Below are 25,940 nucleotides of genomic sequence, written 5' to 3' on the forward strand. Positions count from 1 at the left end.
ACCGAAAGGTCCATGCCGCGTAATCGGCCAGGACAGATCCGCGCCGGCCTCCCGCATCGGCTCCGCGGACAGAGCACCAAGCCCGCCATCAACGGGCTGTCCCCGCGAGTGCTGTCCGAGATCGCCAGTCTTGAGCGCACCCGTAACTACCTGGACCCGGGAGAAATCGGCTGGGCCGTGCGCATGTGGAGTGACCATGTTCACCGGTCCGCGCGCGAGCTATGGCATCACTACGAGCACGGCGACGTGCACGAGTACTGCTGCGGCAATCCCCTGCAGGCCCGTGCCGTCCTCGAGACCGCCCTTCGGGCCATGTCTCTTTGCGGCGCCCGCGAGTTCCGAAAAGTCATCGCCCATCTCGACGGTCAGCTCGATCGACTCTCACTCCCGCCACCACCAGCCTGACCATAAAGCACAAGCTGGGTGCCTGTTCCGTATCCCCGTGGTCGCAGGTGTAAGGCCAGGTCTGCGGGAGAGCCGTCGCGAGACGCGTTCGGGGAGCGGTCACTGTGACCGCTCCCCGAACGGAACTTCTGGTGTCCATGAGCCTGCTGCGACGTGTGCAGCGGTCACTTGCCACCACTACGTCGCGGAGTCTCGCGGACAGTGGCGAGTGCGGCCCGAAGTGCTGGGCCGGCAGAGGGAGGCCCCGGACGCGGCGTGGGGTCGGCTACTTCTTCCCGGTGACCTTCAGCCGCCAGGTGACCTGGCCCAAGTGGACCGGGAACAGCTTCGTGTCGCCGTTACCCTGCATCCTGTTCATGGAACAGTCACCCTCGTCCGCGGTTGCGCCGCACGGGTCGTGGGTGGTGGTGACTTTCACGACTCGGCTGAACCAGCGGCCGCCCTTCTGCTTGACGTCACCGACCTCGTATTCCAACTCCGGCCCCACCTGATCGACTGCTGTCTCACCGCCACCGGCCTGGCCCTCAACCCACCGACTCCACCCTGAAATCCTCAGTGGTCCTGTTCCCATTGAACCAGGTCTGCCCAGGCAGGCCCGCTGCTCCGCCGCACTGGGGGTGGCTGCTGAGGGGCCGGATGACCGAGGCAGATGATCATTTCGGGGCGCAGGGCCTCGGTCAGGTTGAGAAGGGTGGCGACCGCAGCCCGGCTGAAGGACGTGACCGGTCCGGCTCCCAGGCCGATGCTGTGCGCCGCCAGCAGCATGGTCGCGGCAGCGGTTCCCACGTCGATGTAGGGGCCCGGGTTGGCCGGAGGGAACCCGTAGCTTTTGACGCGTGCCCAGTCCACACAGATGACGATCGCGGCCGTCGGACGCTGGAGCATCCCCGGTGAGACCATCCGTACTGCGCGCAGCAACGCAGGACGGGTGATGGCGACGTAGCGGTGCAGCCGCCGGTTGCCGGCGTGGGGCGCGTAGCGGGCGCTGTCGAGGACGGCTTCGACCTGGAGAGGGTCGACCGGCTCCGACGTCATGGCCCGTACGACGCGGCGCGTGCGGATGGCGTCGATCACGGCGGCGGCCGGCCCTGTGCTGTCGTTCACAGGCTGCTCCCGTCCAGGTCGAGTGAGGACGCCAGGTGCACGGCCACCGTGCGGCACAGGGCGTCTAGCCGGGCCGTGTACCCGTCAGGATCACCGGCCGCGACGGACGTCTCGCCGGAGCCTTGACGGATGTCCTCCAGGAAGGGACGCAGCCCGTCACTCGCCGCAGGCCCGATCATCTCGGCCAGACGGCTCGCGGCGGTGAGCAGGCGCAGCGGCGCGTACTCCGCCGCCTCGTCCAGCTGGGTACGCGCAGCTGTCACCAGGTAAGCGAGGAGCTCGACGGCATCGTCTTCGGCAAGCACGAAAGTCGAGGACACTGCAATTCCTCTCTCTGTCGTGGTTCCGCCCCCGCCGCGTCGTCCGACAGCGTCAGAGGGGCCAGCACTGCATTCTCCTGCCGGAGCCCCCGGGCCGCCTGTTGATTCCATGACGGTGCGCTGTACTGTCCGCGCCAGCGGCTGTGCCGCAGGTCCTGCCGATCGCTTGTAGTCGAGGACCGCACTGGCTACCAGCTCACCAGCTTCAAGCACTGGAACGCAGGCGACATCCCGGCGGACGGCTGCAACACCCGCGCCGAGGTATTGCTGTCGGAGGCGGTGGAATACTCGCAGATCGGTCCGGGCTGCACGCTGACGGGGGGCGTGTGGTGATCTTACAACGACGACACCACGGTCACCGACGCCTCCAAGCTGGACATCGACCACATGGTGCCCCTCGCCGAGACCTGGGATTCGAAGTAGGCGGAGTTGCCTTCCCCGCATCAAAATCGCGGTCCACAGGCACGGCGATGCCCTCGTAGGAGGCTGCCGATGGGGTGCCCGTTCAGTTGACGCCGTCGGCCTGATCTCGGCCGCTGGTGACAAACACCGCAACGTCGTATCGGGTGCAACGCCCGGGAAGGCCGTGAAGCTCGGGTGGCACGCCGCTGTCGGGTTCCAGAGATGTTCGTACCAATGATCAGCTATTTGGCAGGCACTACGCGGGTGAACACGGCAGGTGAAGTGGGGCATCAGCCGCGGCGATCACGATCGGGTTCTACGGTGTCCGCATCAGCGTAATCATGCGTCAGATGCCGGGTGGGTGGGTGTGACGGATGTTCCTCTGGTAGAAGCGGTGGCGGCCGTACGGGACGAACTGGTCGCGGCGGCGGCGCAAGTGGGTGACGATCCCGGGGTGGTGTTCGCGGTGGGGCCGGTGGCGATGGAGTTCGAGGTCGAGCTGCGGGCGGACGCGAAGGCGAAGGCCGGCTTCAAGCTGTGGGCGGTCGGCAGCGTGGAGGCCGAGGCCGGGGTGTCACGGGGGCGCACGCACCGGGTGTCGTTCACCCTCACCCCGAAGACCGCGGGCGGCGGGGATCTGCTGGTGCACGCGACGCGGCCGCGCCGGTCCGGTCCCGGGGACACCTCCAAGCGCATCGAGGACTGATCCCGCGGCCGGGCCAGGGACGCTGTTTGCCGGACCCGGCTGCGGGGCTTGTGTTCGGACGAGGCCGTGGAGGGCTTGGATGGAGCGGCGACGTCTGGCCGGAGTGAGTGGGCCGGGTGAGCCGGGTTCGGGGTATGCAGTGGGCGGGCGGCTGGTGCTGCCCTCCGCGCACGTCGCTGGCCCCGCCGGCACCCGGGTGGAGGTCTCCCCCTTAGGCGGCAGCGGGACGGTGGGTGGGTCGGTGGTGTGGTGCGGTACCCCGGCCGGTCGGGACGACGCAGCCCTGGTCCTCGTCGACGACGATCCGCACTGGCAAGCGCCAGCCGCGCCGGTGCGGTGGGGCCGACTGGTCACGGACCGGCCCGGTACCGGTTGTGAGACCTGGGGCGTACCGGATGTCGCCCAGCGTGAGGACAGGACGGTGGAGGCCGCGCAACTGCGCGCGGAGCTGAACCCGGGCACCGGTTTCGTGGGCAACCAGTATGTGATGGACCTGCTCCAGCACCCCCCGCAGTGGTCATCCGACGGCACATCTCCGTGGGGCGGCATGTCGGGCGCGGCCGTGTTCGCCGACCTACTGCTGGTCGGTGTGGTGGCCTCCGACCGCGCCTATTCCGGCGGTGGGCAGCTGAACGTCGTACCCGCCTACGTCCTCCACCACGACCCCGCCTTCCGTACCGCCCTGGCCCAGCATGGCCCGGGCGCGGATCACGGCTTGGAGGCGGTGGAACTCCAGCACCTCACCGATCCCGCCCAAGGCACCGACCGAAGCACGCAGCTGCCCTCCCCCGCGGCGCTGCTCGAAGCCCGGTACCAGACCGTGCCCTTCGACGGCCGCGAGGACCTTCTCGGCGAGCTGAGGGCGTGGTGCGCACGGGGCGGGTTCGGAGCCTGGCTGCTGCTCGGGCCGGGCGGGCAGGGCAAAACCCGCCTCGCTCACCACCTCGCCGCCGACCTCGCCGCCGACCACTGGGCCGTGCTGTGGCCGAAGGCGAGCGCCAGTGCGGACCAGCTGGCGGGGGTGCGGCACGTCGCCAGGCCGCTGCTTGTCGTCCTCGACTACGCCGAGACCCGCACCGAACAGCTCGCCGCCCTCGTCGAGGCCGCCGCCGAACACCCTGGCGCCACCCCGCTCAAACTCCTGCTGCTTGCCCGTACAGGCGGCGACTGGTGGCGCCAGGCCGCTACCGCCACACGCCTCGCCGGGGACCGCCTCGCAACTGCACCCATTCGCCTGCTCACCCCTCTGGAGAACGACCCCGCCGACCGGGCCGACCGCTACCGCGACGCGGCCCGCGCCCTGGCCACCGCCCTGCCACGGGTCGCCGGCATGGCCGGACACGACTGGACCACAAGTGCGGCCTGTCTGCCGCCGCTGCCGGACCAGGACGCCTACGGCAACGCCCTCACCCTCCACATGGCCGCCCTCGCGGACCTCCTCGACACCGCCGAGCCCCCAACCACCGTCGCCACCGGAGACCAGCAATGCGATGCCGCACTCCGTGGAGCCGCGGATGTCGAGGACCGGCTCCTAGACCACGAGAGCCGCTACTGGAGGCAGAGCGCTGCCGTTCTCGGCCTCACCCCGGGTCTGAGTCCCGCGACGCTGGAGACGGCGCTGGCCGCTGCCCACCTCGTCGGCGCCGCCGACCGCGAACAGGCCGACCGGCTGTGGCAACGGCTCCCCGCGCTGGCAGACCAGACCCGCGACCGCCGCAACCAGGTCACCACCTGGCTTGCCACCCTCTACCCCCCAACCACCACCCCGCTTCCGTGGGGCGCACTACAGCCCGACCGCCTCACGGAACGTCACGTCGGTCGCTTCCTGAACGCCGACCCCACCCTCGCCGACCGCCTCCTTCAGGACGCCGACCACGCCCAGACCGTACGGCTTCTCACCGTCTACAGCCGCGCCGCAGCCCACCCTGTCTTTCAAGACCGCCTCGACACCCAGCTCACTGACCTCTGCACACGCAACCCTCAGCTGAGCGCGCAGATCATCATCACCGCCACCCACACCGACCACCCCGCCCCCCTCGCCGCCGCTCTCAACATCACCATCTCCGACCCCGCTACCCCCACTACTGCTCTCACCACCCTCTGCGATCAGCTCCCGCGGAGCAGCCAGCGCCTCGCTGCCACAGCCTCTCACCTCATGCAAACCCTGGCCGACCGCTACCGCGTGCTGGTCCAGGCCGACCCCAACGCTCACCTGCCCGGCCTCGCCATGGCCCTGAACAACCTGGCCGTCTGGCTGAAGGAGGTGAACCGGGGGGAGGAGAGCCTGGCTGCCATCGAGGAAGCCACCAGGTACTACCGCGTGCTGGCTGAGGCCAGCCCCGACGCCCACCTGTCCGTCCTCGCCGCTTCCCTGAACAATCTGGCCGTCCGGCTGGGTGAGGTGGGCCGGCGTGAGGAGGCCCTGGCCGCCGTTCAGGAAGCTGTCAGGTACTACCGCGTGCTGGTCGAGGCCGACCCTGACGCCCACCTGCTCGACCTCGCCAAGGCCCTGAACAGCCTGGCCATCTGGCTGGGAGAGGCGGGCCAGCGTGAGGAGGGCCTGGCCGCCGGTGACGAAGCTGTCAAAATCAACCGAACACTGGCCGAGGCTGACCCCAACGACCACCTGCCCGCCCTTGCCGCCTCCCTCACCAATCTGGCCATCCGGCTCGGTGAGGTGGGTCGGGGTGAGGAGGGCCTGGCCGCCCTTGAGGAAGCTGTCAAAATCAACCGAACACTGGTCGAGGCCAGCCCCAACGCACACCTGCCCGACCTTGCCAAGGCCCTGGACAACCTGGCCGTCCGGCTGGGTGAGGAGGGCCGGCGGGAGGAGGGCCTGGCCGCAATTGAGGAAGCTGTCAGAATCAACCGCGGACTAGCCGAGACCAACCCCATGGCTTTCGAAGCCGCGCTACGACAATCTCTGGAAGTGGCAGCCTGGTTCGAAGCCCTCGGGCAGTAGCCCAGCGGGCGCACCTAGCCCCTCGGGCCACCATCCGCCGCAGCGCAACGCGACACCAGGCGCAGAACGTCCACCATTCTCTGGACGCCAAGGGCAGGCTGGAGGAATAGTGCACGTTTGGAATGACGCTCCCCGCCCACTGGCGCAAGTTCGTGGACCGCGCGGCATGTTCATGTTCATGCCCGGCCGCACGAAGGTCTGCTTCTCGCCCACCATCGACCGCCGGCATATTCCGGAGGCGCCCGCGTTCACCGACCTCGCCTGGTACCTGCGCGCTCTCGTACCCGTCCTCGCCACGATAGGGCTCGAAGGGTACGAAGCCAAAGAGATCAAGTACTGAGCATCCCGTTGCAACACCTCGTACCTGGCGGGATGCGCTGCGAGGCGGAGGGATTGCAGGATCGTTCCGCCAGGGGATCGCGCCATCATGGAGCTGGAGACTGTCGAGGGCGCCCTGTTCCCGGGCCTGACCGTAGTTGTGCGGCAGGCCGTCGTCCTGGATGACCACTTAATGATCGACGCGGCTGGCTGCGGGCCGCCCGGGGTGTGTCCCGCGTGTCAGCATCCGGCCGAACGCGTTCACAGCACGATCACCGGCCGCCGGCTTCGCGAACTGACGCTCCGCGTGGGGCGGGATCGCCTGGACAAGGTCGCGCGCGGCGTTGACAGTGCTCCGGGCACCTCAGGGCAGCAGTCCCCGGCCCGTAGAAGCGGGTGTCGCCATCCTCCACGACCGTGCTGAGCGGGGGGGGCTCCTACGCCAACTGGCCATGACGCCCGTCAGTCTGGACTCTGTTTCCTCAACCCCGCCGATACCGACGACCAGGCCTGTGCGCCATCCTGCGCCTCACCTTCCTCGGAGGGATCGCCGGTCCTCGCTTTCCCGGAACGGCCCGCGGCAGGTAAGTCGATCTTCTGGCGCTGTACGCGACGGCTTCCGGCGCTCACCAGCTGGAATCTGGCGCGCCCGTACCGGCGGGCAGCGCCGGGTTGGCGGGGCGCGGACCAGATCAGTTCAGCTGTGGCGGGACCCAGGTGTGGTGTCGAAGGATCATGCGCGTTGTGACTCGGGAGGGTGTCAGCCGCATTGCTGCATTGCGCAGGGTGACGGCCAGTGGATGGGAGAGCTGCTGGCCCATGCGCCCGGCCTGCCGGGCAGCCCGGGCGACGGCCTGGCTCCGGGTGCGGCGCATGGCGTTGTAGCGGGCGAGGGCGGTTTCGATGGTGGGCTCGGTGCCGAGGGCGGCGGCCAGGGTCACCGCGTCCTCCATTGCCTGGCAGGCGCCCTGTCCGAGGTTGGGGGTCATCGCGTGTGCCGCGTCGCCGAGCAGCGCGATCCGTCCGACCGTGTACGAGGGGAGCGGCGTGCGGAGTTCGCTCACGTCGTGGTGCAGCACGGCTTCGGTCCGGGTCGCGTCGAGCAGGGCGGGGATCGGGTCGTGCCAGGCGTGGAACCGTCGGCGCAGTTCGGCCAGTGGGTCGGCGAACCTGGTCCCGGCAGCGAGGCTGAGGACGGCGTGCCACTCGGCTCGCCCGTCCAGGAAGGCGATGTGCCCGAACTCCGCGCCGCGGCCCCAGGTCAGCTCGAAGTCGGTGCGCAGGTCGACCGCGTGCTCGGTGATGGCGCGCAGCACCGTCGAGCCGCCGTAGACCGGGCCGGGGTGGTCTGGGAAGAGCCGGCTCCGGACTTTGCTGCCGATGCCGTCGGCCGCCACCACCAGCTCGGCGTCCAGGACCGTCTCGCCGCAGCCGACTTGAACCGTCCCGGCGTCGATCTGCTTGACCGAGGCCGCCTCGGAGCCGATCAGCATTGATTCGGGGGGCAGGGAGTCGCGAAGCAGCCGGTGCAAGGTGGAGCGAGGGATGCCCATGATCGGCGTGCCCACCGCCTTCTCCAGCGCCGCACCGTCCATCCGGGCCAGCCAACCGCCCTGGGGCGTGCGAGTTCCGCCACTGTACTGGCCTCGCGATGCATCTCGTACCGCCTCGCCGACGCCGAGTTCGTCCAGCGCCCGAAGGCCGTTGGCAGCCAGTGAGATGCCCGCCCCCGCGTCCTCCAGCATGGACGTGCGCTCGACCACCGTCACGTCCCATCCGATGCGGCGCAGGCCGATCGCGGCGGCGAGCCCGCCGATGCCTCCTCCGACCACTACTGCCTTGCTGCCCATGCCGAACTCCGATTCTTCTACAGCTGTAGAAAACGATCCTATGTGAATCTCTACGGGTGTAGAAAGGGGTATGGCCTCGAATCGACGCACTTTCCTCGCGGACTCCGCGATCGACGTACTCGCCGACGAAGGGATCCGCGGCCTGACCCACCGCGCAGTCGACCGCAAAGCCGCCATGCCGCCCGGCACCACCTCGGCCTACTACCGCACCCGAGCCGCGCTGCTCACCGCACTCGTCACACGCCTGGTCCAACTCGACCAAGCAGAACTGCAAACGATGCCCGAAGAGCTACCGCCCCTGCGCACCGTCGAGGACATGGTGAACGGCATGGCACTGCTCACCCGACAGCGACTCACCGGCGAGGGACGCCGCCGCTCGCTCGCCCGCTACGCCTGCGCCATCGAGAGCGTGCGCGACCCGGAGCTCCGCGAGATCCTCGTACCCCGCGAGAACGCCGGCCGCGAGGCCGTCCGACTGTTCCTCGCCACGCACGGCGTCACGGATGTCGAGAGCCGCACTCACATCCTGCTGACCTGCATCGACGGACTGGTCTTCGACAGGCTGGTGAGCGGCGGCGACGTACCGCGCGAAGCCATCGAAGGGCTGGTCGCCGCCGCCCTGCGTTAGGTTTCCGCTCGACGTCGACGAGATCGACCACGACGGGCACGGTCAGCAGAACGGGATGGCACCGCTTCGGCCGGTGCGCCCTCCACACGTGCACGTGGAGCGGCGACGACGGCGGGGACGACCTCCAGCGAAGCTCAGCCAGCTTCGGGCTGAGCCCGGAAGGCGGCCCCGGCAAGCGGGAGCATCAGGAACGCGACCGCCAGTACGGCGGGCAGCGCCAGGGCGATCGGCGGGCGGGACCGGGAGACACGGCGGGCCATCAGCACGTCCGGAAGCTAGAAGGGAAACAGCACAACAGAAGGGGGAGGGGCCGCAGGCGAGCGGGGGAGTCCGGGCCGCGGCACGCAGTACCAGCAACCGGCACAAGACTGGGATCCCGTCCGCGGGTTACCGCTGCTACGGCTTTTGGAAGCCGGCCTGTTGGAGGATCTGCTGGGCCTCAGGGCTCGACAGCCAGGTCGCGAAGGTGTTCGCGGCGGCCTGGTTCTTGGTTGCCTTGAGGGTGGTGGCGGGGTAGGAGGCGATGGCGTTCTGGTCGTCGGGGATCTCCACCGCGTCGACTGTGCCTTTCGGGGCGATGGCGTCGGCCTTGCAGACGAGGGCTGGTCGGCCTCGCCGAGTTCGAACCGCCGCGACCACCGCCGACGCTGCCAAGGACATCGGCCTGAAGGCCGGTGTCCTTCCCCGGCTGTCACTCATCACGAGACGCGAGCGGGCCGTCCTGGATCCTGGAGATGGACAGTGCCCGACACCGACACCGACACCGACACCGACACCGACATTGGCTGGGCGGCGGAGGGGAACAGGCTCTTCGGTCCTTGGCACCGGAACGCGGGCACTGTGACGCCACTTCCGGAGTGTGCCTTGACCCCGCCCTTCCGAACCGTCCGGATCGGCAGGCCGCGTCGACGTTCGCTATGACGCGGGCTGAGGCCGATCCCTCTTGTCGTCACTGCGGCGTGTGTGCTGCAGAGCACCGGCCCCCGCGGCGATCACTTCGGCGAGCCGGTTGGCGAAGGCCGCATTGCATCCTCCGAGTCGGACGAAGCCGTGGCCGGCCACCGGCCCGTCGTTGCTCAGGGAGGGAAGGGTCATGCCCGCGAGCGCGAGCGCTGCCTGAAGACTGGTGACGGCCTCTTCGCCGGCCTGGTAGGCGGCATCCTGGCGCCGCTTGTACCGGATGCGTTCGGTGTGGGTCATCTCGTACACGGTGCTGCTGACCTCTCTTGGCAGGTGTGGGTGTTGAGGCGCAGGGCGCCTTGTTTCTTTGGTTTGGCGGGTCATGCCCATCCGCCGGGTGCGCCAGCCCCTTGCAGGCAAGGCCCGTGGCGGCTGCGGTAGTGGTCACTGAAGCCGCCCGCACGTCGCAGAACCCGGCGCCGTACGTCACCGGGCACGGCGTGCTCCACGGCTGACGGCCGTTGATTCGGGGTTGTCGCAGTGACCGGGCGCCGGGTGTGCGGAGGTGGGGTCTGGACTGCATCGTGGTGGGAGGGGCCCAAGACCTGCCCATGTTGGGGCAAGGGTGGGTAGACCGTCGGGCTGAGTCTGCGCACGGCCCGTGACTATCGGTTTCGATCTTCGTTTCAGAGGTGCAGGACAACACCCCTTTGACGTATGGGAAGGACAGGGTTGGGCAAGGAGTTAGCGGCTGTTACGTCCTTTGCCCTGTGTGGTGGCCGCCCATGGGGTGCTCGACCTTCTTGCGTCGTTGCCCGGCTGAGGAGGTTCCGCCGGGACGCTCGCCCAGGATTCTCATTCCTCCTCTTGGACGGCGGACTGATCTTGCCGGTCGCACAACGATCAGCCGGCCACACACCGCTGACGGTACGCACCTGGGCCCGGCCCTCCTGCGGGAGCTCACCGAACCTCGCCGGGCGGGCAATCGGAGAACCCCCACACCCTGTCGGCATGACATCGCTCGTCGTTTCCATGCAATCGCGCTCCACCACTTCTCACGGTGACCGAACCCCACTGCCCGAGCGGGGGGCCCTGACATCGGCGGGCACGAGGGGCACTGCCCCACGCGTACGCCCGTCATGCGTCCCAGCCGAATCTGTGACCGCGGGACGCAGAGTGGACGACTCTGTCGTTATCTGCTGCGGGGTAGCCGGGACGGACGCTGCCAGGGTTGAGTCTGGCGGCGGCCGTCTGGTCGAGCGGAACCGACGCAGAGACCAGCGGGTTCCGATGTCGCGGAGTGGTTTGGCGAGGCGGTCGCGTGAGTGTGATCTGCCGGACCAGCTGTTGGAAGCAGGCCAGCGCCGCGATGGCAGGAAGAGCAGACGCTGCTCCGGCGGCGATCGTTCTGGGTGCCTGGGCTACGCACAGAAGCGTGGCCAGGGTGGAGAACAGCAAAACGACGGACCAGGAATGAAGCGCGCGGCGCTGGTGCAGAGCAGATCTGAGGATGGACAGGGAGGCGACCATCCAGGGGCCGTAGATCAGCAGAGGCCACCAGCTGAGCACATCGCCGTCCGTGTCGGGTCCCGCGCTATGACGCAGTGCGTCGCAGATGGCGAGCCCACTGAGGATGCTCACCACAGCGGCGATCGCGCCCACCAGCGCGGCGGTGAACACACTGCCCGTGTGAAGCAGGGTCACTACCGGCGACTTCGACTTGCTCCGGCGGTGCCCGCCGGAGGGTGGCGCGGGCGGGCGTTCGGCGGCGTTCTGGCTGAGACCTGGGGCCCACCCGCTGGTGCTTGCCGTGTCACCGAGGACGTCCCGGGGGAAGCGCTCCGGGTGCCCAGGAGCAGCGCTTTCCTGGAGAAAGATGGCTAGATCCTCCACCGGATCCCACGACGGATGCGCCATACCGGTCCCACCGAGCGCTTGCCCGGTGTAGGGGTGCTGCACGCTCTCGGGGCGGTCCCAGAACATGGAGGTCTCGGGCTGCGGGTGGAGGCCGTGGACGTCCGGGTACCCGTACGGCTCATACACGGGAGCTGCTACCCGGGCACCCGTCGACAGCCGTAGCGGACGCTGCCGTGATACCCAACCGCCTGCCGAACTCGATCTGGAGCACGCTCATCGTATGGAGGAAGTCCTCAAAAATCGCAGAGGAGTATCGAAGATCGATCTCTAGCTCCGCGTGCCTCAGCGTGGCGTTCCGGATCCCGCCCCAGCCCACGGAGTGTGGAGTGAACATCCACTTCCCGATCCGGGTGGCCCCAGCGGGAGAGCTGTTTCTCTGCCCGTCTTCGTCCGCTGTCCTGCGGAGGGATACGGGGAGCTTTGCTGTTGTCATATTCCATAAACGCTCTCGGCGATGATCTGGGTGTGTGCCATACGGGTGATGGTGGTCGGCGAATAAGCATTGACCCGCCCTGTCGGCTTTCCAAACCAACCCGGAGGGCCAAGAGCTCCACTCCTTTTCGCACTGCCAAACAGCGACCGCAAACGCTGTGAGCTGCGAGGCAGGCAGCGCGACGGACCCCTCCTGCCATGCCGCACCGGGCAGTCACATGCAAGCCCCGATGCGACGGTGTGCCGCCTGCCACCCACCTGCTGCGGCGCTCATGCATGGCGGGTTCGCCTGTATGTCCAGCCTGTTCCACAAGCCGCCGGCCTGTCTGCCTCCGCGGCGTTGCCCGCCATCGCCTGCTCTGGCGGACCCTGGTCTCCTCCTGGACGGCGGCCCCGCCGCGCCAGGGAAGCGCGCTGGTCTTCGGAGGGCGGTCCGCCCGGTCTCCTGCCGGCTGCGTTGGCCGCCACGGTCATCGACTGATCATCGTCAAATAGATTGAGATGCCGCAGCCGACAGATTGCTGCGCATGGCTGCAATCGGGGGAGAGGGCGCAACTCTGCATATGCCTCTGCGTTATGCGGAGGGTCCGCCAGGGCTCAGGTCCTGCGCATCCCCATGAACCTCAGCCTCTGAAAGGACCAGCTGTGGGAGGCATCCTCCTTTGGATCGTGCTCGTTTCTGCCGCAGTAGGCGCAAGTTGCACCGCGCTCACGTCATCCGGGACCGGGCGGCTCTGGCATGTGGACACCCGCGAACTGAAGCGCCACCGACGCTTCAAGAACGTCCTGTCCCTTCATGCAGACGCCGCCCGGTCATCTCGCCCAGCTGCCGCGGCTCCGGCACAGCCGAGGAGGATCCTCGCTAGCGTCTCTCCTCGTGCAGGCGCGGATCCGCTTCGACGTCGTGGGCCGGCCACCCTGCACGCCAGACCGCCAGGGCAGAGCACCTTGCCGGCAGCCGACACCAATCGGTGAGCGAGTGCATCATCGGACGGCTCGCCAGCCCTGGACTCGGGCGATACGAGGGCGTTGTCGCGGCTGCCGGAACACCTCTGGGGCCGCAGGATGCCTACACCCGGATGATGAAGGGTCTAGGTCAGGTGAAGGCCAGGGATACGACCTTGGTCATCTGCGTTGTCTTCGATCATGAAACGCCTCGCGAGCCGCGGCCTGAAGAAGCCGACACAGAAGGTCGGCGCGTTCCATTTCCGCGCTTCCGTAAGCATTGCTTTTCCCCTCATCGTCACGCGCATCAGGTCGAAAGGACGGCTGATATTGCCGAAAAACCCCGGCAATCTGGGCATTGCCGGTTTCTGGCCCTGAATGCCGCGTAGAAGCAGAGGTGATGTGGAGGGCGGAGGATCGTTTCGGCCGATGTGAATGACAGATTCCGTTTGCCGGAGAACTTCCGCAGGCCCAACCACGTCAGCCTGCTCGATGCCGGCCAGCGGGTCCGCGGAGGTCCCCGACTTCCAGGTCTTGCCGTCGGTGCTCTCGGCGATGGTCTGCCCGGAGGCGGTGAACGCGACGTACCGGTTGCCGTCCCACGTGACGCCCGCGAAGGAGTCCGTGACCGAGGCGTCGTGGCGGGTCCAGGTGGAACCGTCTGTGCTCGAAAGGGCTGCACAGTGCGGTCCGTCGGGCGCTGTGGCCCGCTGCGGCCGGCACCCGGTATGCCGGTTACACCGCCTGGCGCATGGTCACCGAGCCCCTCGCCGAGCCGCCCCGCGAGGGCGCGGCGACCTGGGGTCGCGGGGCGAGGTTCGGCTACACCGCGCTGCCAGGCGGGCGGATGTACTGCTTCGCGACCGCGACCCTGCCGGCGGGAGCAGCCTCCGGCCCGTCCGAGTACGCCGAACTGCTGGGCCGGTTCGGGTCCTGGCCGGATCCCGTTCCCGCCCTGCTGGCCGCCGTCCCCGCCGGCGCGGTGCTCCGGCACGACTTGTACGATCTGCCGCCGCTGCCTTCCTTCGTCCGCGGCCGGGTCGCGCTGATGGGCGACGCGGCCCACGCCATGACCCCCAACCTGGGCCAGGGCGCGTGCCAGGCGCTGGAGGACGCGGTCACCCTCGCCCACTGCCTGGACACCACCCCGGACGTGGCCGCCGCGCTGCGCTCGTACGACCTGCTGCGCCGCCCGCGGACCCAGGCCATTACCCGCCGCTCCGCCCGGCTCGGCGTGGTCGGCCAGCTGTCGTGGCCGCCTGCGGTGCTGCTGCGCGACACCGCCGCCCGGCTGACGCCGACGCGGGCAACGCTGCGTTCCATGACCCCGGTGCTTGGCTGGACCGCGCCCGGTGACCCGGTGACCGAGACGGAGAACGAGAGCCACTGATGCCGGACTGCTTGGTGAACCGGCCCAGGTTCCCTCCCGCACCCTCCGCATCGAGGGGAGCTCCAGGCCGACGCCCGGAGGGAACCGGACATGTTGAGAACGCCCCGCGCAATGGCATGGCCACGTCAATTCATTCATGACATTCTGAGCGGCCCCTCAGGCTGCGTCCGTCAGGCGTCGCCGTGTATGCCCCCGGAGGCATGTGTCCATGTCCGCATCGCGAAGAAGTGCTTCACCAGGAAGAACCGCGTTGAACGGCCTCCTCGTCCTGGCAGCGACACTCGCCATGATGTGGCTGCCCGCCGCCGGGCAGGCGCGTGCCTACGGCCCCGCCGCGGCGGAACAGGTCCGCCTCGACTCGTGGATGGGCGACCTGTCCTCGCGCCTCGCCCGTACTCCGCTCAACCGGATCGCGATGCCCGGCAGCCACGACGCCGGGTCCTGGAGCATCACCGCGCGATCGGGGCAGTGCCGCACCGGCTACATCTACGACCTGGCCAAGACCTTCCCGCAGCTGGCCGCGAGCGTCTCCAGGACCCAGCGCGTGTCCATCGCCGAGCAGCTCGCGAACGGGTCCCGCTACGTCGACCTGCGCTTGTGCAAGCAGGACGGCCAGTGGTTCACGTACCACGGTGCCCCGCTCGGTGCCCCGTTCTTCGAACCGGGCGGGGAAGCCGAGCAGATCGGCCGGTGGATCGCCGCCCACCCTGCGGAGATCGTCGTCGTCAGCCTGGCCGTTTCCGCCCCCGCGGCGGACCTGCCCGCGGCGACCTTGGAGGCGTACGACGGCTTCGCTGCCGCCGCCGGCACGGCGAGGATCGCCTCCCAGCAGCAGTTCTCGCCGACGTCGACCTACGGCAGCCTCGTCGCCGCGGGCAAGAACGTGATCCTGCTGGACGACTCGGGACTGGCCGACCGGGCGCTGGCCTGGAATGCCACCGCCACCTCCTCCGGCCGCGGCAGCTACCCCGCCGACAGCCCGCCGGTTGGCAACTACCTCAGGGACTTCGCCGACCCCCGTGCACTGTTCGCGGAGACCATCGCACGCGACCGGGCAGCGTTGGCCAGGAACCCGGGGGAGGACGCCGGGAAGTTCTTCGTCATGGCCGGAATCGTCCAGCCGGACACCCTCCTCGGCCTGGCAGGCCTGCAGCAGAGCTTCACTGCGCTGCCCGACTCGATGACGTGCGCCTCGGGCTCCTTCTACGACCCCCGCAACGCAGGGGAGTGCTGGAGCTGTCCGGCCGAATACGTAAGGAACGTCACCCCCGTTACCCAAGGCGACGCCTGCTGGCTGCCCAGCCGCGCGGTCAGTACCGCCGCGACATACGTGCGCAACGAAACCTGGGCGTGGAACTGCCCCTCCGGTACTTTCTGGGACCCCCGCATGGACACCTTCCCGTGGCAGGGACAGTGCTGGTCCTGCCCGCCCGATTACCTGCGCAACGTCACTCCCGTCACCAGTGCGAACGCTTGCTGGCGCATGACGCCCATACGTCAGGCCCCGGCGTCCTTCCGTGGTCCTTCCGGGATCACCCGTACGTTCCTCCTGGACCGTGCGGCTTCCTACAACGCGCTCCTGCATCAGCAGCTCATCGGCCCCTGGAACGTCCCTGACCTGCGAAGGAACCTGAACATAGTCGCCGTGGACGACGTCACCGGAGCCCCTGACGGCCTTCAGCCCGCAGACCTGGCCCGCGCGATCATCGCCTACAACACGGCATGACACCTGCCCCTGTGCCCCCGGGCGGCCTCCGAGAGAAGCCGCCTGGGGGCACAGGCCGCCGCCGGAGGCGACCACGCAGCGCCGTGAGCGGCGCGCGTTTCAGAAGGGGGCGGTCCAGCCGCTGTCGGACGTCCAGGTCAGGTAGCGGGCTTCCCCGCCGTCGCGGTCGGGGTCGACCTGCCACAGCGCCTCGCACGCCTCCGGCGGGAGGGTGGCAGGGATCTCCACCGTCACCTCCGTTTCGGGATCCTCCACGACCAGCGTGATCTCACGGTCTGCGCGTGTGAGGCGTAGCTGCTGGAGCCATCCGTGGAGTCGTCGGCCGGCGGTGGCGGCGGACTCGACACTTGCCTCGGCCGCCATTTCGCCGAGCTTCGACACATATCCGTCCCCGAACTTGATCAGCAGGTAGGTCAGCGGGATCCCGATGGACAGGCTCCACGACGACATGTCCCTGCGCTGGTTTCCGTGCACCGACACCTCGGCATCGAGGCCGAGATCAGCGAAGAGGGAACGGAGCGCCGTTCGGTCGGTCTCGGTGACCGGGGTCTCGGTCCTGACCTCAAGGATGCTCACGCCGTCAGTGCCCTTCGTCGGATTCATGGGTGGCTTCATGACTGCTGTTCGGCAGCTCGGTGACCATCAGTCCTGCCCAGTCGACCGGGCTCGCCCGGGGGAGCGACCGGTAGACGGATTTCACCGCGTTGTTGATGCGCGCGGTGAATTGGCCGGACGGGGCGATGTCGCCGTACACGGACTTGAGGATCTTCGCCGTCGATTCGTCGGGAAGGTCCCACGCCCCGGCGGCGAGCGCGGAACAGCCGGTCGCCAGCGCGGTGGCGATCAATCCGGTCGGGTCGGATCCCGCGTCGGAACCGGAACTGCAGGCAGCGGCGACGAAGAACGGCGGGAGCGGGAGCCCGAGCAGGTCCGCGCAGACCAGAGGGCGCCCACCCACGAACTGGAACTGGTACGCGAGCCCCTCTCCGCTGCCGTGGGTGGAGAGCACGAGAACGTCGGGCGAGGTCTGCTCCAGGGCCGGGGCCAATTCCTCCGCCCGGTGGATCAGGGTGAGCTCCACCGCCCCGGCGGCCGCGAGATCGCTGAGCGCCTGCAATTCCTGCATGCTGCCTGGCAGTTCCGGATTGAAGTAGGCGACGACGCGAGTGGTGGCAGCCGGATCGCGCGGAGCGGAGACCGCCCTCGTGTGCAGGAGCAGACGGAGCAGAGGAAGCCGGTTCACCGCGGCGTGGTCGGCCACGACGGTGCCGGCCGAGAGGGGAAGCGCCGCGACCGGCAGAGCCCGGAGGGTGTGGTCGGCGACGACGTTCAGTTCGCGCACCGCGGTGTTCGCCAGCAGCCAGTCGCGCAGCGGGACGGGGATGAGCTGCGCGGCGACCCCGTCGCGGATCTGATCCCAGCGGGAACTGAACCTTCTGTCGTTGGACATGACCGAGTGCAGGATGCGGGTCTCCTTGACGGAGAGCTCGAAGCTACGAACGCCCGGAGCGGACCCGGGAATCGACCAGGTGACGACTCCGGACAGGCCCTCCGAGTCGTCGTCGGTGGCTGTGACAGACAGGATCGCGGCGGTACCCGAAGCGGCGACGAGGGCTTCGGCGTCCAACGGGACGGGCACGTAGAGGCGGGAGAACTCGCCGGACACCATCTGGCCCAGCTCGGCCTGCAGTTCCCCGAGACGCCTCTCCCAGTAGGACAGGGGAGGTCCGAACGGTCCTGTCTCCGCGGTGGACGAGGCCGGTCGCTCGACGCACAGGACGCGCAGCCGGTCGATCTGGGCGAGGAGTTCGGAGAGCCGAGGGTCGAGAGTGCCGGAGGTCTGTCTCAGCAGTGCGGCGAGGGTGTCCTCCCGCGCCGCCTCGGAGGCTTCCAGTGCCGCCTGCCCGGCCTGACGGACCCCCTGCCCTGCCGCGATCACCGCCACGTCGAGGAAGCGCTGGTGGTAGTTCTTCTGGGCGGACAGCAGGCGCTGCCGGTGGCCCGTCGTGCCGGTCCGCCCACTGGCGAGAACGAGGTGACGGACCGCGTCGCGGATCAGTGCCACGGCTTCCTCGTGACGGCCCAGAGCGCTGCAGATCTCCGCGTCGAGCGCCAGCAGCTCCAGCCGGGCCATCGGCGCGTCCACTCCCCGTACCCCGTCCAGGCCGGCCCGTACCGCCTGCCGGGCGGCCTCGAACCGTCCGCTCGAAAAGAGGGCTGTGCCCAGGACCGCCTGGGCGTCAGCCGTGATCACGGGATCGGCGGACGCCAGGTCCGCCGCGGCCCGCGCGCACTCGGCGGCGCGTTCGGCGCGTCCCGACACCAGGTGGGCGCGGCCCAGCATGCCGAGGGCCTCCGCCCTGGCCGTGGCGGCCTCCGGAACCCTCACGGCCAGCTCGCAGGCCTGTTCGAGGTTGTCGATCGCCTCGTCCACCGATCCGGCGAGCGCCTGGCCCTTGGCGTACTCCGTGGCCGCCCGCAGGACCAACGTCATGATCGCGATGGGGTGGGTAGTGCTGAAATCGGTCTCCGGGAAGTAGTGGAAGAACGCTTCCAGGCAGTCGTGTGCGTCGTCGTACTCGTCGAGGAGCAGTTGAATGGAGGCGCGGGCGACGAGGGCACCGAGGAGCACCGGGCCGTCCTTGCGGCGCCGCGAAGAATCGATGACGTCGGCGCATGTCGCCAGGGCCTTGCTGACGTCGCCTCGCCAGTGTTCCAGAGTGGCCAGGTTGAGCCGGGACTGGTCGATGCGGTGGTAGGCCTGATCGGCGAACAGGCCGCCGAGGCCGCTGATCAGCTCGGACACCGCGCTGATTGCCTCGGAGTACGCGCGGGCGGCCTCGTCCACCAGTTGTTCGGAGACCAGGCCGGAAGCCTCCACCATGCGAGCTTCCCAGGCGATCAGGGCACGTTCTTCCGAGCCGATACGCGGTAACTCGCTCAGCGCGCGGTCCAGCGCCTCACGCCACCCGGGGTTCCGCAGCGCCTGGCAGGCCCTGGCCTGCAACGTCCACGCGAGCGCGGCACGGTTGGCGCGACCGACGGAGCTCGCCAGTTCCGCCGCCTCCCCGGCGACCTCGCCCGCACGCTCATACTGCTGGCCGTCATAGAGCGCGGAGGCGTGGGAGATGGCCCGATGCAGGGTGCGGGCAGTGGTCATCCGCTTGATCAGTGACACGATTCCCCCGTTGCGCCCTCTTGCCAACTGCACCGAATCTACTGCAGCTTGTGGGGCTCTCGCTGACAAATCACCCACAACCTCGACCGCCTGGACTACACGACGGTGACCTCGCGCAACGCACTGCGGGCCGCCGCCACGAGAAGGTGGAGCAGGCCGTCGACGTCCATGGCTGCGACGGCGTACAGGTCAATCAGGAGATCCCGCTCGCCCGTGGTCATGTGGTCGAGCGCGCTGGAGAACTTCTTCTGCGCTCTGGTCGAGCTTCCCGGTGGCGCTGATCAGAACCGAGCGGCCGCAGGGTGCTGGACGTCCACGCTGATCAATGTTCTGCTCCCGTCTCCCGAAGGCTCCGGACCCACGGGACCCCATCCTGGCGCGACGGTTCCTGGTGCTCGCGGCCGCCGTGTGGGTCATCATGCGGGTGATCGGTTCGGTGCGGCTCGTCGTCCTCGCCTTCGTGGCCGCGCTGCTGATCACCGCCGTGCTGGAACCGACGGTCTCCCGGCTGCACCGTGCGGGGCTCTCCCGGGGGCTGTCCACCGCACTGACCGCGCTCTTCGGGTTCGTCGTCCTGGGGCTGATCGGCTGGTTCGTCGTCTGGCAGGTGCTCGACGACCTGGACAATCTGTCCGGGCGGCTCCAGGAAGGCATCGAGGAACTGAAGCGATGGCTTCTCGACAGCCCCTTCCACGTGACCGAGCAGCAGATCAACGATGTTGCCGGCAGCCTGAGCCATGCCATCGGCACCAGTACCAGCGAGATCACCTCGACGGGGCTCCGGGGCGTGACCGTCCTGGTGGAGATGATCACCGGAATGCTGCTGGCGATGTTCTCGACGCTCTTCCTGCTGTACGCCGGCAGGCGCATCTGGCAGTGGACGCTGAAGCTGGTCCCCGCCGCCGCCCGCCCGGATGTCGCCGACGCGGGACCGGCCGCCTGGGGCACCCTGACCGCCTACGTCCGAGGAACCTTGATCGTCGCCTTCATCGACGCACTCTTCATCGGTCTCGGCATCTACTTCCTGGGCGTGCCACTCGCCGTGCCCATCGCCGTGGTGATCTTCCTGGCCTCGTTCGTGCCCCTGGTGGGCGCCGTCGCGTCCGGGGCCCTCGCGGTGGTCGTCGCACTGGTCACCCAGGGGGTGTTCACCGCGCTGTTGACCCTGCTGGTGGTGCTCGTCGTCCAGCAGATCGAGGGCCACGTGCTGCAGCCGTTCATCCTCGGAAGGGCTGTACGGGTCCACCCGCTGGCCGTGGTCCTGGCCGTCGCCACCGGGGGAGTGGTCGCCGGCATCGGCGGGGCGGTCGTCGCCGTCCCGCTGGTCGCCGTGTCCAACACAGTGATCGGGCACCTGCGCGCCCACGGCGGGGCGACGGTTCGGCGGACGGGCCCCCGCGGCGGTCGAGCAGGAGCGGGCGGATCCGCCCGCGGAGCCGGACCAGGAACCCGCCTGACGCCCGGGCCGGGTCCGCTGGCCCGTCCATCCGGCGGCGTCGGTGATGGGGATGCTGTTGGTGAGGTGGTCGAGGCGAAGAAGGGGCGGAGGCTGTGGATGACCACGCCTTCGGGGACGCCTGCCTCGCCGGCGCGCTGGATGTGCCGCCACCAGTTCTGGAGGCAGTGGGCGAGGTATGGCCTGGTCGGGTCCCAGAGGTGCCGGAGGCCGAAGGATCAAGCGCCCACGTGGAGGTGAGCGGCCCAGATTGACGGTCGGTGCGGGTGCGCGGCGCGCAGGCGCAGCGCCGCCTCGTGCACCCCGAACGGGACTTTGCCTAGATCCGGTCCCCGTGCGGCCCCGGACACCGGACCGTAGACGCATCCGGTGACTACGGGGGCCGCGGCGTCGCCGAGCGGCCAAAGGCTGCCGACGACCTGCGGGTATCCGGCGAGGAGGAAGGCCGAGGCCAGGTGGATGGATTCGTCGGCCAGGTCGTTGCCGCCGCGAGCGGTGTTGCAGGCCGCGAGGAAGGCCAGTCCCGCCCCGTCGATGCTCAACGCCGCGATGTCCGTCACCCCCAGAGGCTGTGCCCGGTGCAGGAGCAGCGCCCCGGAGGAGGGCGCATCGGGGTCGCTCACCCCGTGGCAGGCGAAGTGCATCCAACCGTGCTCCTTGAGCGCCTCGACCACGTTGCCGGGGGTTGCGTCCGCCCCACGCAACACGTCCACCCCGGTGAAGCCGCGGGTGAGGATCTCGACTTCCTCGTCCACTCCCGGGAGGGTGCCGATCCACGGGACACCCGTGTCGGGGAGCGCGACGACCGCGCCCTTCAACGAGGTGTCGGCGTGAGAGAGGCGGTGCTGTGCCTCCCGCAGTCCTCTCATGGTCGGGGTGTAGGACGAGACCACACGGTCGAGCACCGTACGGGCGCCGTGCGTGCCCCGCTCCTCGTGGTGTCCGGCGGCGTGCAGCGGAAGGAAGCTCAGCAGGCCGGTGGGGGACCACCACAGGCGCCGGGGTTCCGCGGGATCATCGCGCCAGAGCCGTGCCAATGCGTCGAGCACGGGGCCGGCGATGCTGTCCCACAGCCGGCGCAGCACTCCGTCGATCAGCGCCTCCCCCCTCTCGGCTTCCTCGGCGGACGTGTCCCGTGTGGCGAGGGCGAGTGCCTCCTTGAAATCGGCGTAGAGGCGGTTGACGTCACCGCGGGTCGCCCGCGGTAGCGGGACGACCTCCTCGAGTCCCGACGCGGTGTACACGAAGGCATCCGAACGGTACGAGCTGATGTTCACGGTCACCACAGGACCCCGGGCGGCTGCGGCGCGTAGATCCGTGTCCGAGAGCCGGGGGAAATCGGCGAGTCCTTCCAGGGTGCGGATCTCCGCGGTGACTTCCTCCAGTTGGGCCGTGAGCGCGACGATCCGCGTCTCGTCGTCCGCCTCGGCGGGCTCGTCGAGGGCTCTGCGGACGGCCTCGAGTCGGTCCGCGAGGCGGGGCGAGCTACGGCGGACCTCGGCGATGTCCCCGCGGGTGTCGAGGACTTGGGCTGCGAGGACGGATCTGCCCTGTTCCAGGAGGGCGAAGGCGCGTTCGGGAGCTCCGGTGTTCAACGCGCATGCGGCGGCATCGGAGCAGACGCCGGGAAGACCGGCCAGGAGCCGCTCTTGGTCCTTGCGTTCGAGGCGCCGGGGGACGGTGTGTGAGAGCGTGCGGATGGCGTCGCTGAACGCCCCGTCGGCAGCTGCCCAGTGGGCGGCATCGGCGTACTGGGTGCCCAGTACCGTCGCGACGCTGTACCGCAACGCCGGAGGCGCGGAGGTGTTCGCGCGCACCTCTTCGAGCGTCCTTTCGCTCTCGCGCATGAGTGAGGGATCGCCTGCCTCCCGGGCTGCGTCCCACAGATGGGCGCCGAGCCGGGTCAGGAAGCGGGAGCGGAGGCCGGCGCGTACGCGCCATGCAGAGCGCAGGTGCTCCAAGGACTCGTCGCGCGCCTCCTCCCTTTGTGCGTCGCCCTGCGCTCGCGCCGCGTACTTCGTCCACAGGGCGAGGCCGACGGTGTATTCGTAGGCGGGACGGTCGGGATCCTCCGGGTGGGACGCGGCGAGGGCCGCTCGACTGAGCTCGAGGACCTCGTCGACGTCGCCTCCGATTCTGTCGAGCACCCTGGCGGCGAGCTGCAACTCCTGAGCGAGCCCGAGGCGGCCCGCCGGGCTGCGTGCGACGGTCTCGCGCATGCGCGCAAGTGCGTCCTGGAGCGTGGCGGACACCGCGGGGTCCTCGCGTCCGGCCTCGGTGCGCGCGTACTCATCGAGTGCCGCGAGCAGCCCGCCCAAGCGTTGCGGGAAGTCCGGGTGGGTCGTCGGGATCAGTGCCATCGCATGCTGGTGGGCCTCCACGGATCTGCGCGCGTCGCCGGCATCGCGGAGGAAGGTCGATCGGTGGAGCAGGGAGGCTCCGAGGTTGCTCAGGTACAGGGACAGGTCCGGGTGGTTCGGATCTGTCCGGGATATCGCCTCGCGGTGCAGGGATATCGCTTCGTCCAGGACGGCCAGGTCCGGGTCCGCGGTGAACCGGTGGGTGAGCGCACTGCCGAGGTTCGAGTACGCCATGCCCGGGTTCAGAGCATCGGGGGGCAGGGCTTTGATCACCTCGCGCCACTGGCAGATCGCCTCGGCCAGCAGAGCCTCGTCCCCGTCCTGTTTGTATGCGACGAGCAGCGAACTGCCCAGATTGGATTTCCTGGCCCCCAGGTTGGGGTCGCCGGCCGAGGTGAGCCTCACCGCTTCGCGCCCGTGGCCGATCGCCTTGACGGCGTCCGGCTTCGACCCGAAGAGCATGAGCCGGGACCGGTAGGCGTTTCCCAGAGCGGACCGGTAGCGCCCGAGGAGCTTGTCACCGGCGGCAGCGCACGTCAGGCAGCGCTCTCCGGCGGCGATGGCGTCCTCCAGGGCCGCGGCGTCTCCACGGTGCAAGTAGAGCGCTCCGGCAGCCTGGCAGAAGGTGCCGAGCACCGCGGCACGGATCTCGTCGGAAAATGTGCCGGAGTTGAAGGACCGCTGGCCCAGTGCCTGCCGGTAGCGTTTCACGGACTCGGCCAGGGCGTCCATGTCGTTGGACAGGAGGTGCAGTTGCCACAGGGCTTCGGCGAGTTCGGCCACCTCCATCGCGTGGCTCGGGTCCGCGGGGTCGGCTTCGTCGGTGAGTCGGGTGAGCAGCTCCACGCTCTTGCCGAGGAGCCCGACGTCCCGGCCTTCCGCCGCACGCAGGAGCACCTGATACACCATGCTTCGGCGCGCCGTGCGAGGGTCTTCCGCGGAGGCCTCGTCCCACGCGCGCCGAAGGGCCGGGGGCACCAAGGCCGGAGAGGTCCTGTAGACGGGAGCCAGGAGCGTCGCGGCTGCCTGGAAGGTTGCGTCCTCGCTCTTCAGCTCGGCCAGGCAGTACAGCGCCCAGCCGAGCACCCGCAGCTCTTCGAGCACCTCCTCCGGCCGCCCGCCCCGGGCGAAGTGACGCCGCAGGGTGTCGTAAAGGTCCGACCGCGCCGTGGCCGTCTGCGGGGAGAGCAGGAAAGCCGGTTCACGGGTGTCCAGATAATCCTGTACCTGCTGGTCCAGAAAATCCTTCGCCCCGTGGCCCGTCACTCGCCGCCGGCCAGGGTGATGCCGTCCTCCGGCGGTACGTCGGTGTGCGAGATGCGCCACCCGGATCCGTCATGGGTCACGAGCAGCCAGCCGGCCCACGGCCAGCGCAGCCTCAGGTTCCCGATTTCCTGCAGGTCCCGCAGTTCCATGGACTCGGGCAGGCGCACGATCACCCGGCTATCCGGATCGATGATCGTGATGACGCTCTCGGGGCGCGTGTCGTCCTCGATGCGGGCGCGCTGTGCGGGTGAGAGCAGGTTCCGGATCTTGGCGTAGGTCTCCTCGCCGGCCTTGGTCACCACGGCCTGGAAGAAGGGGATGAGCGCCGATGCGGCGAGCAGTTCTCCGAGGAGCTCCGGAAGGCTGCGCCGGCCGCTCTGCTGCACGGAGGCGGGTCCGTCCCACCACTGACGCCGAGCTTGCTCTTCAACTGAGGTCATGAGCAACATTATTGATGGCACATCACTCAGATCAAGCCGTTTCGGGGTGAAGGCGGCAGGATGCGCAATCCGCGGCGTGTTCCGATTGACAGCCTCGCCTTCACGGCTGACGCCCGCCCACGGCCCGAGTGGCCGGGCTCCGGGAGAGCCTTCCGTGAGCATCGCGACGCGGAAGTGACCGCAGCATGCCCGGAACGGGTCCGTTGCTGGGGGCGGAGTTCATTGTCTGCACCGGAGGGGACATGGATGCCTTCGTAGCACGGGACAGCCCACCGGAGTCGCCGGTCCCACGGTACTCAGGCACCTTTTCTAGCAGCGCCAGCAGGTAGTAGGCGAACGCGGCCGGGTAGGCCCACTCGTGGGCGAACCTGCGCGCGTGCCGACCGCATGCCAGCGGTAGCGGATCTGCCCGGCGGTGACGTCGCATGGGAGGCCTCCCCCCTTTGTGCGCGGCCCGGTGCGGCCGGGCTGCCGGAGCGCCGGGTTTCCGGGCCCGCGAGACCCGGAAGAATCGACCCCGTGGGGGTAAGACGATCCGCTACGGCGGTAGTTCGCCACATCGCTTGTGATGTGAGGTCTCAGGACTCGGTTGACACTTCTGACTCATCAGATCCGTGACAGGCTCAAGGCTCACTGGACATGGTCGGGCTGCCAGGGTTCCGAAGGATCGGACGGCCAGGTCCGAAGGAGTTGATGGCTGCGCTGTGGTGGACGAGATCAGGGCCCGTCTGAGTCGTTGGCGTTCGGATCGACGTTCCATTGCCGGGGTAGGTCTGCGTCGCAGAAGACCCAGACGAAGTGGCCTTCTCGCACGATGTTGTGCTCCTGGCAGGCGGGACACCGACGGAAGACCACTGCGTGTGTGAAGCAGTCTGGGTGGTCAAGTGCGGCTTGGTCCAGTGCCTGTGCGACAGCCGGCCATGAGGCAACGTCCGGGCAGTAGCCGGTCGACTGGTTGCTGACCTCGTTCGCTACCCAGCGTCCGGCGTCGCGGTAGAAGCTGACTTCGCCGGCACCCAGCACTCGATCGCCGCTCGCGCAGGCGACGTGCTCGCTGCGGCGTGGTGCTAGCCGCAGAGCACCGTCCATGCCGACGACGAAGGTGAAGGGCTCTTCCATTTCCTCGGAGGACCGGGCCGCGACCCAGTCCGCGAAGTCGGCGGCTGTGCGGATCGTGACACCACCGTCCGCCGCCTCGACGGCGGCGATCACATGGTGCGGCCCGACATAGCGGT

The 25,940-nt window shown here is 69.0% G+C and carries 22 protein-coding genes and 1 pseudogene; 10 read left to right on the forward strand and 13 right to left on the reverse strand.

Features of this window, described 5'->3' with window-relative positions; all coding sequences use genetic code 11:
• Window positions 1–108 precede the first annotated feature (108 nt).
• Window positions 109–405: a hypothetical protein gene (locus ACFYXV_RS29020; RefSeq protein ID WP_389384453.1), complete on the forward strand. Its 297-nt coding sequence runs from the start codon at window positions 109–111 to the stop codon at window positions 403–405.
• Window positions 406–957: 552 nt separating this feature from the next.
• Here the strand turns inward: ACFYXV_RS29020 and ACFYXV_RS29025 are convergent.
• Together ACFYXV_RS29025 and ACFYXV_RS29030 are read right to left on the reverse strand one after the other, a co-directional pair.
• Window positions 958–1,509 (reverse strand): nitroreductase family protein, encoded by a 552-nt coding sequence (locus tag ACFYXV_RS29025; RefSeq protein WP_389384454.1) that lies wholly within the window; start codon window positions 1,507–1,509, stop codon window positions 958–960.
• Window positions 1,506–1,829 (reverse strand): DUF6092 family protein, encoded by a 324-nt coding sequence (locus tag ACFYXV_RS29030; protein ID WP_385461838.1) that lies wholly within the window; start codon window positions 1,827–1,829, stop codon window positions 1,506–1,508. The genes ACFYXV_RS29025 and ACFYXV_RS29030 overlap by 4 nt, the downstream gene beginning before the upstream one ends.
• A 120-nt stretch (window positions 1,830–1,949) precedes the next feature.
• Here ACFYXV_RS29030 and ACFYXV_RS29035 point away from each other — a divergent pair.
• From ACFYXV_RS29035 to ACFYXV_RS29050, 4 genes and pseudogenes are all read left to right on the forward strand, one after another.
• Window positions 1,950–2,246: pseudogene (locus ACFYXV_RS29035) on the forward strand (hypothetical protein); the annotation flags it as partial.
• 352 nt (window positions 2,247–2,598) lie between these two features.
• Window positions 2,599–2,937: a trypco2 family protein gene (locus ACFYXV_RS29040; RefSeq protein WP_389384455.1), complete on the forward strand. Its 339-nt coding sequence runs from the start codon at window positions 2,599–2,601 to the stop codon at window positions 2,935–2,937.
• A gap of 79 nt (window positions 2,938–3,016) precedes the next feature.
• Window positions 3,017–5,899: a tetratricopeptide repeat protein gene (locus tag ACFYXV_RS29045; RefSeq protein ID WP_389384456.1), complete on the forward strand. Its 2,883-nt coding sequence runs from the start codon at window positions 3,017–3,019 to the stop codon at window positions 5,897–5,899.
• 166 nt (window positions 5,900–6,065) lie between these two features.
• Complete coding sequence (locus ACFYXV_RS29050) at window positions 6,066–6,239, forward strand: hypothetical protein (RefSeq protein WP_389384457.1); 174 nt, start codon at window positions 6,066–6,068, stop codon at window positions 6,237–6,239.
• Between the two features lie 670 nt (window positions 6,240–6,909).
• On the opposite strand, the gene ACFYXV_RS29055 is transcribed toward ACFYXV_RS29050, so the two are convergent.
• Window positions 6,910–8,067, reverse strand: a complete 1,158-nt coding sequence (locus ACFYXV_RS29055; protein ID WP_389384458.1) for an FAD-dependent monooxygenase — start codon at window positions 8,065–8,067, stop codon at window positions 6,910–6,912.
• A gap of 70 nt (window positions 8,068–8,137) precedes the next feature.
• Here ACFYXV_RS29055 and ACFYXV_RS29060 point away from each other — a divergent pair, with 70 nt between their 5' ends.
• Window positions 8,138–8,695 carry a TetR/AcrR family transcriptional regulator gene (locus ACFYXV_RS29060; RefSeq protein ID WP_389384459.1) on the forward strand — a complete coding sequence of 186 codons (558 nt, stop codon included), beginning with the start codon at window positions 8,138–8,140 and terminating at the stop codon, window positions 8,693–8,695.
• 134 nt (window positions 8,696–8,829) lie between these two features.
• Here the strand turns inward: ACFYXV_RS29060 and ACFYXV_RS29065 are convergent, their stop codons facing one another.
• The 4 genes from ACFYXV_RS29065 to ACFYXV_RS29080 all read right to left on the reverse strand — a co-directional run bounded on the left by ACFYXV_RS29065 (window position 8,830) and on the right by ACFYXV_RS29080 (window position 11,638).
• Window positions 8,830–8,961 (reverse strand): hypothetical protein, encoded by a 132-nt coding sequence (locus ACFYXV_RS29065; protein WP_389384460.1) that lies wholly within the window; start codon window positions 8,959–8,961, stop codon window positions 8,830–8,832.
• A gap of 130 nt (window positions 8,962–9,091) precedes the next feature.
• Entirely contained in the window at window positions 9,092–9,394 is a 303-nt protein-coding gene (locus ACFYXV_RS29070; protein ID WP_389384461.1) for a molybdate ABC transporter substrate-binding protein, read from the reverse strand.
• A gap of 216 nt (window positions 9,395–9,610) precedes the next feature.
• Window positions 9,611–9,895: a hypothetical protein gene (locus tag ACFYXV_RS29075; RefSeq protein WP_389384462.1), complete on the reverse strand. Its 285-nt coding sequence runs from the start codon at window positions 9,893–9,895 to the stop codon at window positions 9,611–9,613.
• Window positions 9,896–10,732: 837 nt separating this feature from the next.
• Window positions 10,733–11,638, reverse strand: coding sequence for a hypothetical protein (locus ACFYXV_RS29080; RefSeq protein ID WP_389384463.1), 906 nt, complete (start codon window positions 11,636–11,638; stop codon window positions 10,733–10,735).
• 1,452 nt (window positions 11,639–13,090) lie between these two features.
• Between ACFYXV_RS29080 and ACFYXV_RS29085 the strand changes: the two genes are divergently transcribed.
• From ACFYXV_RS29085 to ACFYXV_RS29095, 3 genes are all read left to right on the forward strand, one after another.
• Complete coding sequence (locus tag ACFYXV_RS29085; protein WP_385464262.1) at window positions 13,091–13,267, forward strand: hypothetical protein; 177 nt, start codon at window positions 13,091–13,093, stop codon at window positions 13,265–13,267.
• Window positions 13,268–13,640: 373 nt separating this feature from the next.
• Window positions 13,641–14,279 (forward strand): FAD-dependent monooxygenase, encoded by a 639-nt coding sequence (locus tag ACFYXV_RS29090; protein ID WP_389384464.1) that lies wholly within the window; start codon window positions 13,641–13,643, stop codon window positions 14,277–14,279.
• 250 nt (window positions 14,280–14,529) lie between these two features.
• Complete coding sequence (locus ACFYXV_RS29095) at window positions 14,530–16,005, forward strand: hypothetical protein (RefSeq protein WP_389384465.1); 1,476 nt, start codon at window positions 14,530–14,532, stop codon at window positions 16,003–16,005.
• Between the two features lie 99 nt (window positions 16,006–16,104).
• On the opposite strand, the gene ACFYXV_RS29100 is transcribed toward ACFYXV_RS29095, so the two are convergent.
• From ACFYXV_RS29100 to ACFYXV_RS29110, 3 genes are all read right to left on the reverse strand, one after another.
• The gene (locus ACFYXV_RS29100; RefSeq protein ID WP_389384524.1) at window positions 16,105–16,608 is read right to left on the reverse strand and encodes a hypothetical protein; all 504 of its coding nucleotides are present in this window, start codon (window positions 16,606–16,608) and stop codon (window positions 16,105–16,107) included.
• Window positions 16,586–19,165: a CHAT domain-containing protein gene (locus tag ACFYXV_RS29105; RefSeq protein WP_389384467.1), complete on the reverse strand. Its 2,580-nt coding sequence runs from the start codon at window positions 19,163–19,165 to the stop codon at window positions 16,586–16,588. Before ACFYXV_RS29105 ends, ACFYXV_RS29100 begins: the two co-directional genes overlap by 23 nt.
• Before the next feature lie 113 nt (window positions 19,166–19,278).
• Window positions 19,279–19,404 carry a hypothetical protein gene (locus tag ACFYXV_RS29110; protein WP_389384468.1) on the reverse strand — a complete coding sequence of 42 codons (126 nt, stop codon included), beginning with the start codon at window positions 19,402–19,404 and terminating at the stop codon, window positions 19,279–19,281.
• A 104-nt stretch (window positions 19,405–19,508) separates the two neighbouring features.
• Here ACFYXV_RS29110 and ACFYXV_RS29115 point away from each other — a divergent pair, with 104 nt between their 5' ends.
• Entirely contained in the window at window positions 19,509–20,879 is a 1,371-nt protein-coding gene (locus ACFYXV_RS29115) for an AI-2E family transporter (protein WP_389384469.1), read from the forward strand.
• On the opposite strand, the gene ACFYXV_RS29120 is transcribed toward ACFYXV_RS29115, so the two are convergent.
• From ACFYXV_RS29120 to ACFYXV_RS29130, 3 genes are all read right to left on the reverse strand, one after another.
• A complete protein-coding gene (locus ACFYXV_RS29120) occupies window positions 20,858–24,265 on the reverse strand; it encodes a CHAT domain-containing protein (protein WP_389384470.1) in 3,408 nt (1,135 codons plus the stop codon). The genes ACFYXV_RS29115 and ACFYXV_RS29120 overlap by 22 nt on opposite strands.
• Window positions 24,262–24,705, reverse strand: a complete 444-nt coding sequence (locus ACFYXV_RS29125; RefSeq protein WP_389384471.1) for a hypothetical protein — start codon at window positions 24,703–24,705, stop codon at window positions 24,262–24,264. The genes ACFYXV_RS29120 and ACFYXV_RS29125 overlap by 4 nt, the downstream gene beginning before the upstream one ends.
• 717 nt (window positions 24,706–25,422) lie before the next feature.
• On the reverse strand, window positions 25,423–25,917 hold the full coding sequence (locus ACFYXV_RS29130) for a hypothetical protein (protein WP_389384521.1): 495 nt from the start codon (window positions 25,915–25,917) through the stop codon (window positions 25,423–25,425).
• Window positions 25,918–25,940 lie beyond the last annotated feature (23 nt).

The sequence above is a fragment of the Streptomyces sp. NPDC002181 genome (genome assembly GCF_042890485.1).
Classification (GTDB): Bacteria; Actinomycetota; Actinomycetes; order Streptomycetales; family Streptomycetaceae; genus Streptomyces.

What these genes read in the sequence shown, in the direction of transcription:
- ACFYXV_RS29115 (WP_389384469.1), top strand. Translation starts at nt 19,509, where the DNA reads ATGTTCTGCTCCCGTCTCCCGAAGGCTCCGGACCCACGGGACCCCATC.
- ACFYXV_RS29110 (WP_389384468.1), bottom strand. Translation starts at nt 19,404, where the DNA reads ATGACCACGGGCGAGCGGGATCTCCTGATTGACCTGTACGCCGTCGCA.
- ACFYXV_RS29070 (WP_389384461.1), bottom strand. Translation starts at nt 9,394, where the DNA reads ATGAGTGACAGCCGGGGAAGGACACCGGCCTTCAGGCCGATGTCCTTG.
- ACFYXV_RS29050 (WP_389384457.1), top strand. Translation starts at nt 6,066, where the DNA reads ATGTTCATGTTCATGCCCGGCCGCACGAAGGTCTGCTTCTCGCCCACC.
- ACFYXV_RS29090 (WP_389384464.1), top strand. Translation starts at nt 13,641, where the DNA reads ATGGTCACCGAGCCCCTCGCCGAGCCGCCCCGCGAGGGCGCGGCGACC.
- ACFYXV_RS29125 (WP_389384471.1), bottom strand. Translation starts at nt 24,705, where the DNA reads ATGACCTCAGTTGAAGAGCAAGCTCGGCGTCAGTGGTGGGACGGACCC.
- ACFYXV_RS29060 (WP_389384459.1), top strand. Translation starts at nt 8,138, where the DNA reads ATGGCCTCGAATCGACGCACTTTCCTCGCGGACTCCGCGATCGACGTA.
- ACFYXV_RS29100 (WP_389384524.1), bottom strand. Translation starts at nt 16,608, where the DNA reads ATGAATCCGACGAAGGGCACTGACGGCGTGAGCATCCTTGAGGTCAGG.
- ACFYXV_RS29105 (WP_389384467.1), bottom strand. Translation starts at nt 19,165, where the DNA reads ATGACCACTGCCCGCACCCTGCATCGGGCCATCTCCCACGCCTCCGCG.
- ACFYXV_RS29075 (WP_389384462.1), bottom strand. Translation starts at nt 9,895, where the DNA reads ATGACCCACACCGAACGCATCCGGTACAAGCGGCGCCAGGATGCCGCC.
- ACFYXV_RS29055 (WP_389384458.1), bottom strand. Translation starts at nt 8,067, where the DNA reads ATGGGCAGCAAGGCAGTAGTGGTCGGAGGAGGCATCGGCGGGCTCGCC.
- ACFYXV_RS29045 (WP_389384456.1), top strand. Translation starts at nt 3,017, where the DNA reads ATGGAGCGGCGACGTCTGGCCGGAGTGAGTGGGCCGGGTGAGCCGGGT.
- ACFYXV_RS29085 (WP_385464262.1), top strand. Translation starts at nt 13,091, where the DNA reads ATGAAACGCCTCGCGAGCCGCGGCCTGAAGAAGCCGACACAGAAGGTC.